The sequence below is a fragment of the Echinicola arenosa genome, assembly GCF_014841125.1.
In the GTDB taxonomy this organism is placed as follows: Bacteria; Bacteroidota; Bacteroidia; order Cytophagales; family Cyclobacteriaceae; genus Echinicola; species Echinicola arenosa.
Window position 1 is genome coordinate 45,392 of record NZ_JACYTQ010000012.1, and the last position, 17,114, is coordinate 62,505.

Sequence of the window (17,114 nt, forward strand, 5' to 3'; positions counted from 1 at the left end):
ATTGCTGAATTAAAATTTAACATTTAGACCCACGGTAAGTGATTTCATGAGAGGAAAAGAATCATAATTCTTTTGTTCCGGGTCATGAAACTCTTTCATATCAGAAATGGAAAATAAATTGGTTCCATTAAAAAACACCTGAGTACTGCTTACATTTAAACTTGATAGCCAGTTTTTAGGCAAATTATAAGCAAGGTTTAGGTTTTTGAGTCTAAGGTAAGCCCCATTTCTTATCCAAAAAGAAGTAGACCCTGTTCCAGATTCATACCAATTATTCCCGATGGGTCTCGGGTATTTAGCATCTGGATTATCTGGAGTCCATACATCATCTGCCCATAACGGATAATAAGGCCTTATGGCTCCTCCATGTTGCCTCATACCCGCTCCTTCTTGATTACTGATAATACGATCATACATCCCAACTCCCTGGAAGTGGGCATTAACACTGAAATTATTCCAATCCAGGTTAAAGCCAAAACCATAATTAATTCTAGGAGATGCATTATTAGAAAGCAACTGAAAATCATTGCCATCAATTCGTCCATCCGGACCGTCTGAATAACCGTCTCCCCGAATATCTTCAAAATATAAACCTCCCAAATAGGGATCCCTTCCATACTGGGTAAAACCAGCTTCAAGTAGTTCATCTAACTGCTCTTGGGTTCGGATAATTCCCAAAGCCCGCAGTCCAAATATTCTATTGGCAGCTTGGCCAATTTGAGATTCAGAAGCACGGTTTCCTCCCTCCAAAAATATAGGAGCTTGATCCAATACATCCCATTGGTCTTTGGCATATCCAAGATTACCATATACAGAATAGTTGACGGCTCCTCCGGCTGCCACATCTCTCCACATTAAGGAAAGTTCTCCTCCTCTCCAAGATCGCTCAGCATAGTTTTCAGGAGCTAAATCTTGTCCATAGTTATCTGGCAATGTCACTAGGCGGGATCCCAGTATATCTTCCTCTTTCTTATAAAAAACATCCAAGGAACCCGACAATCTTGTTTCCATTAATTCAAAGTCAATACCTGTATTGTAGGTAGTTGAGGTCGCCCATGTCAGATTTGGGTTTGGCGTGGCTCCAGGAGCAATACTTCTGTATAGGTCATCTCCAAAAATATAACTACCACTATTGCTGTAAGTATAATTATAGGAGAAAGGACTGATTCTGTTATTGTTCACATCCAGATCATTCCCAGTTGTACCATAGGAAACCCTGATTTTAAAATCATCCAACCAGCTTCTGGCATTGGACATAAAAGACTCATCCACAATCCTCCAAGCTGCTGAGAAAGAAGGGAAAAAGCCCCATCTGCTTTCTTTTGGAAATAACGTATTGCCATCATATCGAAAAGAGAACTCTGCAATATATTTTTCAGCATAGTTATAGTTGACCCGGCCAATGAGCGACTGTCTGGCACCAATATTTTCATATCCATTACCATACCTTCTTTCAGCATCAGTAGAGTAAACAAAATCCTGATCGTAATTAGTTACAGGATCTTCTGCTCGGACAAATGAACCATATAAACCATTTTCTGCCTGTTCAAAAACCATCATGGCATTGATGCCGTGCTGATCAAAATTTTGGTTATAATTTAAGAACCAGTCAAACTGATAGCTCCATGCTGTATTGATATCATAGCTCAAAAACTCCTGATTCTGGCTGAAGGTAAAAATGTTGGTATTGTTCGGATCAGGTGGTGCTGGAATAAACCGATTACCATCAGGATCTGCTTGGTTATAAACATAGTTTTCTTGGAAAGTTAAATACTTTTTCCTCATATAATCCTGTGCCAAATAATTCCCCACGACTTTTGTGGATAATCCAGGTATCAGGTCCCCCAAATCAATGTCCAAAGAGAGGATAGAGTTCATCTGACGCTTTCTTGTCTTGATATATCTGTCTCCAACGATTTGATCGATCACACTCCAAGCTTGCCAACTTCCCATCGGTGTTTGTACAGGAAAGTCCGTCACATAATTGGCCGGAGTACCATCCTCTTCTAAATAAAAAGGGTAAACTTTTGGCCAGTTAAAGGTAACTCTATATAAATCGGAAACGTCATAATCATCATCCCCAGAAAATGGCCAGTAAAAACGATCATGGTTCTGTTGTGTGGCTGCCAAATTTAGTCCTAACTTAATCCGTTCGGATATTTTTGCTGTAACATTAGTTCTCAAATTAAACTTACCATGCTCCAGACTTTTATAAGAACCTTCTTCCCCTCTATAACTCATTAATGAGTAATAAGTGAGCTTATCATTACCTCCCGTCACACTCAATGAGTAGTTTTGACTCCAAGGGTTTTGCCAAATAAAATCATTCACATTGTAACTTCTGTCGCTGAAATAAGCAAATTCCTCTTCGCCATTTGGAGGTGTTGTACCATTGAATTCTGCCACTCTGTTTTGATAAATCAGTTCATCCGTAGCAGTGGTTTTGTCAGAAAGTAACTCCATGGTGGGAGAGTAATGGGCATAAGAAGTTTGAAAGTTAAACATTGGCTTCTGAACACTTCCTTGCTTAGTGGTCACCAAAACAACTCCATTACCTGCTCTGGAGCCATAAATAGAAGCTGTTGCAGCATCTTTCAAAAAACTAATTTGCTCTACTTCCATCGCTTCTAAAGCATCAAATGATTCCTTATCTCTCACAATGCCATCAATCACATAGAGAGGATCTCCAAAACTTCCCCTTATCCGAATGGATGAAGTAGCTCCTGACAACCCAGAGGTACCAGTTACATTGACCCCCGGGGCCCTTCCTGCCAACGTATTGGACAAATTGTTCGCTGGAATTTGGGTAAGGTTGTCTGTTTCTACTGCTGTAATAGCACCAGTCAGATTTACTTTCTTTTGCTTACCATATCCCACTACCACAAACTCTTCCAATGCTTTCGCATCCTCCACCATCACCACATCAATCACACTTTGTCCTCCTAAAGCAATGGTTTGTGTAGAATAGCCAATAAAAGAAAATGTTAATGCCCCATCTTCTGGAACTGTTATAGTATAATTACCATCAATATCTGTAACTGTTCCTTTAGTTGAACCTTGTACGGTAACGGTGACCCCTGGAATCGCCATCCCACTTTCATCTTTAACATTACCTTTGATGGTTACATCAGGCACCATCATTTCTGTAACCCTAAGAACACTATTGACGTCTTTTTGACCTACATAGATGACATTGTTGATTCTTTTAAATTGCAAATTAGCATCTATGGATATCTTTCTGAGTACCGTTCCCACCGAAACATCACGCTTTTGGTCGATGGAAGAATGAAGCCTTTTCTTTTTGACATCCCCTTTCCGATAACTAAAATGAAATTCAGTTTCACTCTCAATGACTGCAAAAATATCCTCAATAGATACTTTTTCTTTACTTAAGGATATATACACCTCTTCCAGGCTTGTCTGTCCCTTGCTTTCGCCGGCCAGCAAACTACTTAGAAAAAAGCACTGGATGATCATACCGAAAAAGGCGTACTTTCCCACGGTTACAATTTTTTTTAGTAACTTTGTTTTCATGTTTAAGTTGTTTTTAGATAAATAATTGTCTTTAAACAATTGGATCATTGGACATCGCTGCACCGCCAAATACAGCTTTGTTCGATGATCTTTTTTGTGATTAAGGTGATATTACATAGGCTGTTCTTTAATAAATAATAACTATATCTTCTTTGATTTTATATTTAAATCCAAAAGTCACGCTCAACCCTTCTAATATTTGATCCAAGGACTGATTATCGAATTTCCCGGTGAAATCTTTTCTACTTGAGAAACCTTTTCGTAACTCAAACTGAACGCCAAACCATCTTCTCAACACACTGGTAACTTCCTCAAAATTTGAGGACTTAAAACTGATCACATTATCTTTCCAAGCAAACATATCATCATATGATACCTTACACTTTTTCATCGATCCATCCTCTGCATAATAGCTCACAGCTTCCATCGGTAAAAGGAAATAACTTTTATCCTCTATTTCATCCCCACTTGCACTTTTTCCAGTGACTTTGACCTTTCCTGTTAAGACCCCAACTTTTGTACTTTTTCTTTCTTTAAAATCCTGAATTACAAATGATGTCCCCAACACTTGGGTTGTGGTACTCTGAGTATGCACCAAAAATGGCTTCTTTTCATCCCTGGCAACATCAAAGAAAGCCTCTCCTTCAAGTTGAACTTCTCTCTTATTTCCTTTAAAATGTCTTGGAAAGACAATCTTGCTTCCACTATTCAAATGAACATGGCTGCCATCGGCTAGGGTTATTTTAAGTTTTTGGCCAAGTGGGGTAGATTTAGTAATCATCTCTACCTTCTTACTTGTGTCCATCTCCTGATTATCATTATCATTAATTTGCTTAAACCATAAAAAAGCCAAAGCAAATAGGACGCTCAGTACACCTGCAATTCTATAAAGTCCTTTGTACCACTTTTTATTTATTTTTTTTGTTTCTTGCAAAATTGGTTCTGTAGATACTCCAATCCCCAGTGTCTTAGAATTTTCAGACTCAATTCGAGTTTTTATCTTTTCAAGCAAGAGCTCACTGTTAATTTCTTCAGCACTCTCCTGCCCTGGCTGAAATTCTCTTAACTTCTTCTCCAACTCCCTCTTTCCTTCATCAGAATTTATCCAGACCAAAATTGTATGTACTTCCTCAGGAGAACAGTCCCCTTGAAAAAATTTATTTAACAATTCAACATTCATTTGATCATTCTTTAAATCTATTACTGCTTATACTTATTTATCCCCTAACGGAATTCATAAAAAATTTAAAATTTTTTAAAACAGTAATATTTCGCTATAAATTCATATTATTTAGAGGTGATTATTAAAAAATTAATCTTTCGTTATGTATATTACGATATTATTTAATTTATTATTCAATAGAAAAACATATTAAAAGAACTGATCTAATGAATCCGAATTTGCGAGAAATAGCATACGGTATAAAAAATGATTGTCAAACTTCATTTGATCAGTTGTACCATCTTTTTCATAAAAAAATTTACTTCTTCTGCGTTCATTATGGTTTAAAAACAAAAGATGCTGAAGAGATCACCCAAGAGGTATTTGTGAAAATCTGGATTTCTAGAAAATCCATCAATCCGGAAAAATGTATCAAAGCCTACCTTTACACGATCGCTAAAAACGTCATGATTGATGAATTCAAAAAACAGATCAGAATAAAGGCAACCAAAGATTATCAGATGCAACTAATTGTCCCCATCAACAATACAGACAACACTCTGGCATACAATGAATTGATGGGACTGGTTGAAAAAACATTGATGCGGTTACCTGAGCGGCGAAGGACTGTCTTTGAGATGTCCAGATTAAAAGGGCTGAGTCATAAAGAAATTGCAAATGAATTAAGTATTTCCACAAAAACCGTTGAAAACCATTTGACACTTGCTTTACAAAGCTTCAGGGAAGTATTTCAGGACTCAAAAATCATTTCTCTGATATTTTTCTTGATATCATTTTTTAAATATTGATATAAATAAGTCTCTACTTTTCTTAATGAGGAGTTTATCAAACCATTTTTACTACTTATAACGTATTAAGTTATATAGATTAAGTGTTTTATTGATCCCGATAAATATCTTTAGAAATTAATCACCCAAAACTTTATTATGAAAAACCTGATTTTAACAGCACTATTGATATTTGGAACTAGCTTCCTAGCAAAATCAGCATCATATACGTCACAAACCAAGATGGATACCGCAACTTTTGCTGCAGGATGCTTTTGGTGTACAGAAGCCCAATTCCTACAGCTGGAAGGTGTCTCTAAGGTAGTTTCTGGCTACACTGGAGGTACGGTCAAAAACCCAACCTACAAGCAAGTATGCACTGGCAATACAGGACATGCCGAAGCCGTTTCCATCATCTATGATCCTTCCGTGATCAGTTATGATGAACTATTAGAGGCTTTCTTTGTATCACACGATCCTACCCAGCTAAACAGACAAGGTAATGACATTGGCACACAATACCGTAGTGCTATTTTCTATCATTCTCCTGCTCAAAAAGAAAAAGCAGAATATTATATCAAGAAACTGAACGAAGAAAACATATATCCCAAAAAAGTTATTACCCAAGTAGCGCCAATGAAAGTCTTCTATGTAGCTGAAAATTATCACCAAAATTATTATAACCTTAACAAGGAACAAGGCTATTGCCAGTTTGTGATCACCCCCAAACTGGAGAAATTCAAAAAGGTATTCAAGGATAAGCTTAAGGAAAGCAAATAAAACGATTTCCCCAATAAACTTTAAAACCATGAAAAGATTGATCATTTTAGGTGTTTTATTAACCACCCTTTATAGCTACGGAATGGGGCAGGTAACGAAAGAAGGAGTCGAGAATCCTTACTACTCAAGAACTGACACCACTCATATAAATGTTTCCAATGCTGACTGGAAAAAAATACTTCCTCCCTTTTTGTATGCAGTAGCCCGTGAAGCAGCAACAGAGAGGGCTTTTACTGGACAGTATTGGGACAGTGATACTAAAGGAACCTATTATTGCGCGGTCTGTGGCAACAAGCTTTTTGTCTCTGAAGCCAAATTTCAAAGTGACTGCGGATGGCCTAGTTTCTTCGAGGCAGTCAGGAAAAACAGTGTTATTTACAAAAAAGACAATTCACACGGTATGCAGAGAATTGAAGTACTGTGTGGCCGATGCGATTCTCACTTAGGACATATCTTTGACGATGGTCCGCCACCCACTCATAAAAGATTTTGTATGAATTCCATATCCTTGGACTTTGAACCTATAGGAACAATTGGATTATACTGATTCACAAAAAAAGGCTGGCAAAACCAGCCTTTTTTTAGTTCACCACCACCTCATCTACAAAGACCCAACCCTTATCTCCGGCCCCTCTGTGCCAAGCAGGCAACTTAGTATTAGGAAACAACCTGAAGCGTAAAGAGTGATAGGTTTCGGAGGGAATTTCAAAGATCATCTGTTCCATCCTACTTTTCTGAGATTTTTCTGGGACATCTAAGTCTTTTGAAACTATCGTTTGCCATGGCTGACTTCCATTTGATTTTCCCTCCAGAATCACCTTGACAGGAGGGAAAATATGAGCTTCCTCATGATACATTAAACTCACGGCCAGTTTGGAAGCGGTCTGCTCTCCTAAATCAACGAACAAATCGAGTGGCTCATCTCTAAATCCCAACCAGTCACCGGAGGCATAATTGGAATCTCCTTTCTTTTGATCCACCAAGGTTTCTTTGCCCTTCCCTTGATAATTTCCTGAAGGACTTGTTTTTAAATCGACATGATCAGGATTAATCAATCCAGCTTGATAAAAACTTTCTGTTGCAGTTTCACTTTTAGACCAGCCTTTTGCGAATGCTGTTGCTTTTAGCTGAACTGTTTCTTCCAAATGAATGGGCTCTTCATAAACCAAGCTGTTCAGACTATCTGGCTCACTGCCATCCAGGGTATACCTAATCTGCACCGAACCAATAGGATGTTTTAAAACCACTTCCTCTGAATCTTTGAAAATCTTATTTTCAAATTTTACTTGCGGAGCATTAAGTCGATAAACAATTCCTTCATCCTGAAATCCCCATTCCAATATCACATGAGGCATTTTTTTCGTAAAACCTTCACTGTCCTTCTCTGTCAAACCTGTATCCCACAGACTCAGGGACTCAAGAAGTTTCACCTTTCCCAATATTTCAAATACTGATTTGTCAAGTTCATTTCCAGCCAAGGAAAGCTGCTTTAAATGGGGCAAATCTGGAAGAAAGCCTAGTTGGTTAGCCTTCACACCAGTCGAATTGAGTTTTAGGTCTTCAAGATTCTCTAAGGCACCAATTGCTTTCAGATCAACCCCTTCAAGAGGCATTTTATTTAAATTCAAACTCACCACTTGATCCTTAATCTTACTTAAGTCAGAAAGGGATTTTGCGTCAAATGCTCCTGCTCCAAAATAAGAAACAGAAAGTGCTGGTGAACCTGGAAATATTGGTTCAACCAAACGATAAAAATTATTCAAGCTTTCTACATCTTCTTCTTTGGCTGCTGGAAAATCATAAGGAGCATCTTTTTCCATTTGTAGGCTTGCCAACTGATAGAGGGGACTTTCTTGACCTTGATCAGCCAAAGTGCCTTCAAAATCTGCTCCGCCCTGAACCCAAAGTTTTAATATTTCTAGTTCCTCTGGACTCAACTGGGCCTTACCCTTCGGGGGCATATGCTTTTTCTCTTCCTTTGGAAGCTCTATGCGGTGTACCAAAAGAGATTTCTCCCAATGGGTAGAATCGAACAATGCTCCATTTTTTCCACCTTTGACAATAAACTCCACCTCATCCAATCGCAAGCCTCCTTTGATTTTACTGGCCTGATGACAACTGATACACTTATTATCCAATATAGGCTTCACCAAATGGGTAAACACCTCTGCCTCCTCTAAAGAAACCTTACCTTCACTATCTGCTTGCAAAGGTGCCATTAAAAAATCGGTTCCGTGGGTCAAATTAGCTCCCCAATGCCCCGCTCCAATCAAGACCACCACTAAAGCCAAGCTCAGGGATTTTTGCATTTTTGGCCATTTATCCAAGGTAAAATAAACCAGCAGGGCAATGAAATAAACACTTACCCCCATCCATTTGTGAAGGTTGAGGTTATCTCCCTCATACCCTTCCTCTTGACTTAACATCCAACCGCTCAACACCGCTATTCCAGCAAAAAAAGTGGCTAAAAGCAATGACCACCTGGCCATTCTCTGTTGATGTGGTGTGGGCAGGATATTGGGAACCAACACAAATACTAAAGCCACCAACATCAGCACTATGGGGAAGTGCAAAATCAAAGGATGACTTCGTCCTAATACTTGAAGAATCGGCGGTACCACTAGACGGTCTCCTCCGATCAGGAAAATTATCAGCAGACCAGTAAATACAATAAGGGCATTTTCCAGCCAACTTTGGAGGTTATTTCTGATATTCATTAATGCTTAATTCGTAAGAATGCTTCCTTCTTTGTTAGGCGTAAAAACACACAATTCGGCAATTACACCAAGATATCTTTGACTACAGCGCCATGCACATCTGTCAAGCGGTACCTTCTTCCAAGGTGCTTAAAGGTCAAGCGCTCGTGGTCAATTCCCATAAGGTGTAAAATAGTGGCTTGAAAGTCATGTACGTGAACTGGATCTTTGACGATATTATAGCCAAACTCATCAGTTTCTCCATAGACCATTCCCGACTTCACTCCTCCTCCGGCCATCCACACAGAAAATGCTCTTGGATGATGGTCCCTACCATAATTATCTGCAGACATCTTGCCTTGACAGTAATTTGTCCTTCCAAACTCTCCTCCCCATATCACCAATGTTTCATCCAGTAAGCCTCTTTGTTTCAAATCTGTGATCAAAGCCGCAGAAGCTTGATCTACATCTTGGGCTTGTCCAGCCATCTCATTGGGGAGGTTACCGTGTTGGTCCCAGCCTTGATGGTATAATTGCACAAATCGCACCCCATTTTCAGAAAGTTTTCGTGCCAAAAGACAATTGGCGGCATAAGTTCCTGGAACGAGGCAATCTGGGCCATATAGCTTGATAATGCTATCAGGCTCTTTGGACACATCCGTTACTTCTGGCACAGCAGTCTGCATTCGAAATGCCATCTCGTATTGTTGGATTTTTGCTTGAATTTCAGGATCACCATATTCTTCATAAGACATTTGGTTCATGGCCGCAATCTTATCCAACATCCTTCTTCTATCCATTCGCTTCATACCCTCCGGATCTCCCAAATAAAGCACTGGATCTTCAGAGCTTGAAAACTGAACGCCTTGATGCACTGCATCCAAAAAGCCATTGGACCAAAGCTTGGAGTACACGCCCTGCCCGTTTCCTTTGCCCCTACTTAATAGCACACAGAAGGCTGGTAAATTATTGTTTTCACTACCTAAACCATAACTCAACCAAGACCCCATACTTGGCCTATTTCCCACCTGAGCACCAGTCTGGAAAAAGGTCAAAGCCGGATCATGGTTGATCGCCTCCGTATGCATAGACTTCACGATACATATATCATCGACAATCTTGGCAGTATGGGGAAACAAGTCACTGATCCAAGCCCTTGCTTCTCCATATTGGTTAAACCCATAATAGGACCCAACAAGCGGAAAAGAACTCTGACCAGCTGTCATGCCCGTTAGCCTTTGCCCCATCCTGATACTCTCTGGAAGGTCTTCTCCCATTCTTTTATTCAAAAGAGGCTTGTAGTCAAAAGACTCCAGTTGGCTGGGTGCTCCATTTTGAAAGAGGTAAATTACCCTTTTTGCTTTTGGGGCAAAGTGGGGTAATGCAGCCATAATATCCTCTTCAGCACTGGACTTGCCGGTAAACAAGTCAGGCACCAATAGAGAGCCCAAAGCCATACTTCCCAAACCTAAGCTTAGTTTAGAAAGGAATTTTCTTCTGTTCTGGTTTAATCCGTGCTCTAATACTTCCTTCTCCATCCTATATTTTTGTAATCGTTTCTTCCAAATTATACAATGCCACAATCACCTGCATCATCGCAGCCGATTCCGCTGAAATACCTGATTCATCCATTTCCATCTCCCCTACTTCCAAACTCACTTTCACTTGATCGGAATGGCTATCAAACCTTGTCTTCTCCTCTTGATAATACTCCAACATCAAACCTTCCTCCTCTCCAGTCATTTCCCTACACAAAACTTTCTGGAAAACCCACTGAATACCTTCCTCAGGAGTCATATTTTCTTTTTCGATTTTTGTCGCCAAAACCCTCGAAGCCTCAAGTACAAATGGGTCGTTTAACATCACCAATGCCTGCAAAGGTGTATTCGTCCTTCCTCTAGTCACCTCACATCGATCCCTGTTACTGGCATCAAAAATAATGGCTTTGGGAGGAGGCACTGTAAGTTTGATGAAGTGATACAAACCTCTCCTGTAAAGGTCATCACCGTGATCTTGGACATACTTTGCCAGTGTCCCCCTACCTGAAGTTGCCGCTTCCCATAACCCATCAGGTTGGTAAGGTTTGATGCTAGGCCCTCCAATCTCAGTATTAAGTAGTCCACTAGAAGCCAAGACCAGATCTTGAACACTTTCAGCAGTAAGGCGTAACCTAGGCGCCCTAGATAAATAAAGGTTTTCTGGATCTTTTCGCAATGCTTTGTTATTCACTTCGGAACTTTGTCTGTAAGTGGATGAAATGAAAATCTGCTTCATCAACCGCTTGATATCCCAACCATTTTCCATAAAGTCCACTGCCAACCAGTCTAATAACTCTGGATGAGTAGGCAGGTCACCTTGCATCCCAAAGTCCCCCGCTGATTTCACAATGCCCTGCCCAAAAATCTCCTGCCAAATCAAATTGACAAAAACCCTGGCGGTAAGTGGATTATTCTTATTCGTTGTCCACTTGGCCAGTCCAAGACGGTCTTTGGAATACTGGTCGTCAAATTTCATGATAGAAGAAGGAGTACCAGGCTTAACTTCTTTGGATGGTGCATCGTAAACACCTCTGTCTAAAATGAAGGTTTTTCTAAGCGTGTCCAATTCATCCATTACTGAAACCATGATTTTACTGGTGTCTTGATGATTGAGGTAATCCAATATTCCCTCTTTTTGAAAATCTTTCTGATCTATCCAAAGGATTGGTGTCTTTGCAGGTTTGCTTCGGGAGACATCTCCTTCAAATCCTTTCTCCGGGGTATTGTTGAAAAAGGCATAAAGCTCATAATAATTTTCTTGGGAAAAGGGGTCGTATTTGTGGTCGTGACATTGGGCACACTCCATCGTAACACCTAAAATCCCTTTGCTAAAAGTATTGGTCTTATCCAAAACATACTCCACTCTATATTCTTCATGAATAACACCCCCTTCTTCTGTATACTTATGATTTCGGTTAAATGCCGTTGCCAATATTTGTTCTTTGGTAGCATTGGGCAGCATATCTCCGGCCAACTGCCATGTGATAAAATCGTCATAGGGCATGTTTTTATTAAACGCATGTATCACCCAATCACGGTAAGGCCATTGGGTACGGTATTCGTCATCCTGATATCCGTAGCTGTCCGCATACCTGGAAATATCCATCCATAATACAGCCAGCTTTTCACCAAAAGCATCCTTGTTCAATAAATCATCCACCAAAGTCTCATACTTTTCATCATCAAGATTTTGGTACTTTTCCATCATCTCCATTGTTGGAGGCAAGCCAGAAATATCCAAACTCAACCTTTTAATCAACGCATAGGAATTAGCCTCATCATTTGGGGACAATTTCTTTTCCTGCATCTTGGTGTAGGTGAAATAATCAATTTCGTTTCTTCCCCAAGGCTGAGTTTCCGGAACGGGTGATTTTTGGGGCGGAACAAATGCCCAATGAGACTCATATTTGGCACCTTGACTGATCCATTTTTTGATAACCGCAATCTCATTTTCCTCCAATTTAAGATTTGACTCTGGAGGAGGCATTTGTTCAGACGGGTCTTCACTTATTATTTTTTGGTAGGCCACTGACTGCTCAGGATCTCCAGGTACAATCACATGCTGAGAGGGAGCATCCTTCAATGCTGCATAAGCACCTTCTTCTGTATCCAATCTTAATCCTGCTTCTCGCTTATTCGCATCTGGACCATGGCAGGCAAAACATTTATCAGAAAGTATCGGGCGAACGTGGAAGTTATAGCTGACCTGATCGGAAGCCGACAAGGCTATTCGCCCCTCCTCTGATTTACCGCAGGAAAATAAGAATAAACTTCCTGCCATACCTATCAACACATTTCTTAAGATTGGGAACATATAAGGTAAAATTTCTGGGTTAAATGACCTAATAAATTTCCTAAAAAAATTAAACAATACCAACGATTTTTTGGTAAAAAATTAAAAAACAAAAACAAACACTTACAATATCTTTCGAAAGTGTACCTATTACACTTTCAGCCATCAGTACACCCAATTATATGTTTTCAGCTTTCCCCCTCATGGCATCAACTCAAAAAAGGAACCCGAAATCATTCTTCGCCTTATAGATTTCTAGTGGAGCTTTTGTGAAATATACCTAGCACCTAGTTAACCAAAAGTTTTTATCTCTAAAGGTTCCAGTCTAAGTCTAAGAAAAATAATACTATTTTTAGCCCCTCAAAATTTATTTAAACCATAACTCATTTTTATTCATGCAAAAAGTGATCACGATTAGCCTCATTTTATGTCTTTTTCATTCATTGGCTCATGGCCAAAAGTCATTAGACAATGTAAATGGCCTCAACCAGATAAAGCTGAACCAAACACTTCAAGATTACCAAGAAAGCCTTTACCTGATAAGTGGTGACGAACCAGTATACAAAAACAACAACAGCACCCGTGAAAGCCTTAAACGAAACATCAAAAATGGTATCAGAGAAGGTGTTTATAAAGAACATAGTCACCTTTTCATTGATGGTAAAAAAGCATCTAAACTTAATATGATTTTTTACAAAGGAGAATTGTATAAAATTAGATGGACTTTCAGAAAAGGAGATTTTAAAGATCTAGCATCACTTGCCAAATTCCTTAATCAACATTTTACAGAGCAATTTGGTCATCCTAAAGAAGTGTTATTTGGTGATACCTACATTTGGGAAGAAGATAAAAACTATTTGCAAGCTTTCTTGGACCAGACGGAATACCAAATCGAGTTAAGGGACAAACAAATAGATCGAATTGTCTAAAACCTTCAGTAGATTTTGATTACCTACTGACTTTCAGTAATGAAGTTGGGTATGGGGATTTGTACTGTGAAGAACATATGAAATTAATTTTAGAAGATTTCAACACTCCTTTTCAAACGTCCCAAACCCAACTCTTTGATATTTTTATTTAAGGTTAGAGACCTTAAAACTCCAAGCATATTGGCAAGGCAGTTCATTAAAACCAATTTCTGGCATTATTATCTTCAGGTCATTTCCTGTCTTTTCAAACTTCAGAGGCTTATCATACCCCAACAAGCTTACCATAGTATATTCGGTGGCTTTCACATTTTTGATGAGCAAATCACCCTTAGGAAAAACAGGACTGATAGTATATAAACTCCCATCTTTTCGGGTAAAAAACAATTCTTTGACAGCCTTACCCGGAGATGGATTTATGGTTTGTCTCAGTATATATTCTCCCCCCAAATAATTGCCTTTATGATCAATATCTCGGTCTCCTTCTGACCACTGGGCCGATTGGTGCGCCTTTCTAGTTCCATAAATGGCTTCACCATTTACAGCTAACCAGTCACCGATTTGCAATAGACGTTCCTGCATTATCGGAGGGATATTACCCCTCGCATCAGGACCAATATCCAACAGTAAGTTCCCCCCATTACTCACCACGTCTACCAGCATCAAAACAAGGGCTTGGGCACTGTTATAATCTTGGGCATCTTCATTTTGGTTATAACCAAATGAAAAACCCATACCCCGACATTCTTCCCATGGCTTATCAAAAACCTTTCCTGCTTCATATTCCGTCGTGTAATAGCCACCATGCTTTTGTCGGAGCCCTTTTCCCCATCGGTCATTTACCAGAATATTATCTTTAGCCGCAGACTCATTATATAGCCAAGCTAAAAATTCCTCACTTCTCCATCTTTCTCCCTCCATTTCCCATTCTCCATCTGTCCATAATATATCCGGTTGATAGCTTTGTACAAGGTCTTTTACTTGAGGTAAATAATGCTCCTCCACAAATCGGTCTTTATCATTTTGCCACAAAGGATGATACCATTCATACAATGAATAATATAGCCCCATCTTTACAGGAGTTTTTCTAACAGCCTCTGTTAATTCTCCGACCAAATCACGCTTTGCCCCCACTTCCATACTGTTCCAGGCAAAACCTCTATCATTGGCCTGCTCATTTGGCCAAAGGGTAAAGCCATCATGGTGCTTGGAAGTCAAGACAATGTACTTGGCTCCTGCTTCCTCAAATAAGCTAGCCCATTCATCAGGGTCAAACAAATCTGCAGTGAACATTTCTCCAAAATTATAATAAGGAAAATCAGCTCCATAAGTATCAACATGATATTGATAGACTTCATCACCTTTGAAATCTCCATTGCCAAAAAGTTTCTTGCTTTGCAACCAATATTGATACCACTCCGAATAAGTGCCTTTGGGTGACCAAGCTGGTACCGAATAAGGTCCCCAATGGATAAATATACCAAACTTGGCATCTTCAAACCATTCAGGCACAGGCCGCTTGTCCAATGACTCCCATTTGGCCTCGTATTGCTGCGCTTGCAGAATAGGTGTTAGCATTAAAGCAATTAATAAAGCAAACAAAGAAGTTTTTAGGTGTTTCATGATATGGGTTTGAGTAAGAATTAAAAGTCTGCCAGGGTTGCTAATATTAAGTTATAATCTTTTTTCCTAATGAGCCCCATATTCATCCAAAACTGATAAAATAGTACGTAAAAATGCAAGCATGTTTCATCCCGGCTATAATACTTAACTTCCCAAAGACTTAGTCTTTAAGATAGTTTGATTTTATCCTTTCTTAGTCCATTCAACTTCCACAGCCTGAACAGAATTAAAGGAAACAACCAATGACATAATTAAGGATAATCAGTTCATTTAATTATATTTCCTACCTAAAATCAACCAAGAAAACAATGACGAATGAAGAGTTTACAGTCTTGGCACTTTCTTTTCCAGCTACCGAACAAAAGCCTCATTTTGACAGAACTGCTTTTAAAGTAATAGGAAAACGCATTTTCACAACCCTGCATGAAGCCAGCAATTCCGCTAATGTCAAACTTTCTCCCAGTGAGCAAAAAGCCTTTACACGATATTCACCTGATGTAGTCTACCCAGTGGACAACAAATGGGGCCTGCAGGGCTGGACTACATTAGAGCTTCAAAACGCCAAGGAAGAATTGGTCAAGGCATTACTGGAATCTGCTTATGAAGATGTAGTAAATCGCAAAAATTCAAAGTGACCCAAGATCACCTTTTGAGAATTCCTCAATCACTATCTTCTAATTCATTAATCTTATCAAACATTACCTTAAAAGTATACCAAGCTGTATTATTTCCTCCGTCCCGGTCTTTTCTATTCTCATAAAAACCATCCATAAAACTCCCTGCTCCAGACCAGACCGTTTGCATCATGCCATAAAAGTTAGGTTTCATTTCATTAGTGGCAGTTGCTCGGAAATGAAACATATCTTCTACCTGAGTTTCAGAAACATCTGGCATCCTCCAATTACAGGTCAAAACCTTAAAACCTTTCATGGCAAAATAAACAGCAGATTGATCAGGTCTTTCATAATGCCAATCTCCAATTACAACGTCTTTGGGGATCATATCTATGGCCCTGTGAGTATTGTTCATACTGGCTTCCCACATACCCAATCCTGTTGTTTTACCATCCAAAAGCCTGTCTCCCCAAATCCATAGCTCTCTATTGTCTGCAGCCAAATGGTTACGTACTTTACTCACTTCACCAGCAAAAAGCTCCGCCTTATCTCTCCCCGAACAGCGAGGACAATCATCATCTCCTATGTAAAAAACTTCATCCATTCCAGCATGAAAAGCATCAGCTTCAAACACTTCACAAATTTCATCCACCAAATCGAAAACCACTCCATGCACCTCTGGATGTAGTGGACAGTAGCTTTTGCAATAGAGCCCATCTTCATTGGGCCACTCATAATTTTCCGGCAAACTGACCGATGGTGTTTCATCAAATTCAGGATAAACTTCTAACAGCTTTCCTAAATCACTATGCCAGGACTGATGCCCCAATAAGTTGATTTGGGGGATAATACGAATATCATGTCTTTGGCACATCACAACCATCTGCTTAACCTGTGCTTTACTTAGGGGATCATCATCCACCAACTCTGGATGACTTTCAAATTCATAACCATATTCCACTCTTAATATCAATACATTTATATTTCTTGGTGCCAGTTCCTCATCAATGAATCTAACAAAACGATCCACTTCAGTAGGGCTGGGAGCAGCTATTGCAAAAGCTTTGATGGGCAGGACATCCTTTGAATCCTGAGCCTTCACCCCAAGTAAACTGTTCAACACCAAGCAAACCATAATACCGATAGACATCTTATACATT

At 39.5% G+C, this 17,114-nt stretch carries 12 protein-coding genes; 5 read left to right on the plus strand and 7 right to left on the minus strand.

The genetic code is table 11. The annotated features are described in order from the left end of the window. Positions 1 to 9 precede the first annotated feature (9 nt). Both IFO69_RS21220 and IFO69_RS21225 read right to left on the minus strand, forming a co-directional pair. The gene (locus IFO69_RS21220) at positions 10 to 3,534 is read right to left on the minus strand and encodes a SusC/RagA family TonB-linked outer membrane protein (protein ID WP_192012161.1); all 3,525 of its coding nucleotides are present in this window, start codon (positions 3,532 to 3,534) and stop codon (positions 10 to 12) included. Positions 3,535 to 3,661: 127 nt separating this feature from the next. After that, entirely contained in the window at positions 3,662 to 4,714 is a 1,053-nt protein-coding gene (locus IFO69_RS21225) for a FecR family protein (RefSeq protein WP_192012162.1), read from the minus strand. 209 nt (positions 4,715 to 4,923) lie between these two features. Here IFO69_RS21225 and IFO69_RS21230 point away from each other — a divergent pair, with 209 nt between their 5' ends. From IFO69_RS21230 to msrB, 3 genes are all read left to right on the plus strand, one after another. Beyond that, the gene (locus IFO69_RS21230; RefSeq protein WP_192012163.1) at positions 4,924 to 5,505 is read left to right on the plus strand and encodes an RNA polymerase sigma-70 factor; all 582 of its coding nucleotides are present in this window, start codon (positions 4,924 to 4,926) and stop codon (positions 5,503 to 5,505) included. Between the two features lie 138 nt (positions 5,506 to 5,643). Next, entirely contained in the window at positions 5,644 to 6,264 is a 621-nt protein-coding gene (gene msrA / locus IFO69_RS21235) for a peptide-methionine (S)-S-oxide reductase MsrA (protein ID WP_192012164.1), read from the plus strand. Between the two features lie 28 nt (positions 6,265 to 6,292). After that, complete coding sequence (gene msrB / locus IFO69_RS21240; protein WP_192012165.1) at positions 6,293 to 6,811, plus strand: peptide-methionine (R)-S-oxide reductase MsrB; 519 nt, start codon at positions 6,293 to 6,295, stop codon at positions 6,809 to 6,811. Positions 6,812 to 6,845: 34 nt separating this feature from the next. On the opposite strand, the gene IFO69_RS21245 is transcribed toward msrB, so the two are convergent. From IFO69_RS21245 to IFO69_RS21255, 3 genes are all read right to left on the minus strand, one after another. Then, positions 6,846 to 8,981 (minus strand): FN3 associated domain-containing protein, encoded by a 2,136-nt coding sequence (locus IFO69_RS21245; RefSeq protein WP_192012166.1) that lies wholly within the window; start codon positions 8,979 to 8,981, stop codon positions 6,846 to 6,848. A 62-nt stretch (positions 8,982 to 9,043) separates the two neighbouring features. Beyond that, a complete protein-coding gene (locus IFO69_RS21250; RefSeq protein WP_192012167.1) occupies positions 9,044 to 10,498 on the minus strand; it encodes a DUF1501 domain-containing protein in 1,455 nt (484 codons plus the stop codon). A 1-nt stretch (position 10,499) separates the two neighbouring features. Further along, positions 10,500 to 12,812 (minus strand): PSD1 and planctomycete cytochrome C domain-containing protein, encoded by a 2,313-nt coding sequence (locus IFO69_RS21255; RefSeq protein WP_192012168.1) that lies wholly within the window; start codon positions 12,810 to 12,812, stop codon positions 10,500 to 10,502. Between the two features lie 374 nt (positions 12,813 to 13,186). On the opposite strand from IFO69_RS21255, the gene IFO69_RS21260 reads away from it, so the two are divergent. Further along, complete coding sequence (locus IFO69_RS21260) at positions 13,187 to 13,720, plus strand: hypothetical protein (protein WP_192012169.1); 534 nt, start codon at positions 13,187 to 13,189, stop codon at positions 13,718 to 13,720. A 144-nt stretch (positions 13,721 to 13,864) separates the two neighbouring features. On the opposite strand, the gene IFO69_RS21265 is transcribed toward IFO69_RS21260, so the two are convergent. Next, positions 13,865 to 15,340, minus strand: coding sequence for an alpha-L-fucosidase (locus IFO69_RS21265; RefSeq protein WP_192012170.1), 1,476 nt, complete (start codon positions 15,338 to 15,340; stop codon positions 13,865 to 13,867). 308 nt (positions 15,341 to 15,648) lie between these two features. On the opposite strand from IFO69_RS21265, the gene IFO69_RS21270 reads away from it, so the two are divergent. After that, a complete protein-coding gene (locus tag IFO69_RS21270) occupies positions 15,649 to 15,975 on the plus strand; it encodes an MmcQ/YjbR family DNA-binding protein (RefSeq protein ID WP_192012171.1) in 327 nt (108 codons plus the stop codon). Between the two features lie 25 nt (positions 15,976 to 16,000). On the opposite strand, the gene IFO69_RS21275 is transcribed toward IFO69_RS21270, so the two are convergent. Then, the gene (locus IFO69_RS21275) at positions 16,001 to 17,113 is read right to left on the minus strand and encodes a family 20 glycosylhydrolase (protein ID WP_225444248.1); all 1,113 of its coding nucleotides are present in this window, start codon (positions 17,111 to 17,113) and stop codon (positions 16,001 to 16,003) included. Between the last annotated feature and the right edge of the window lies 1 nt (position 17,114).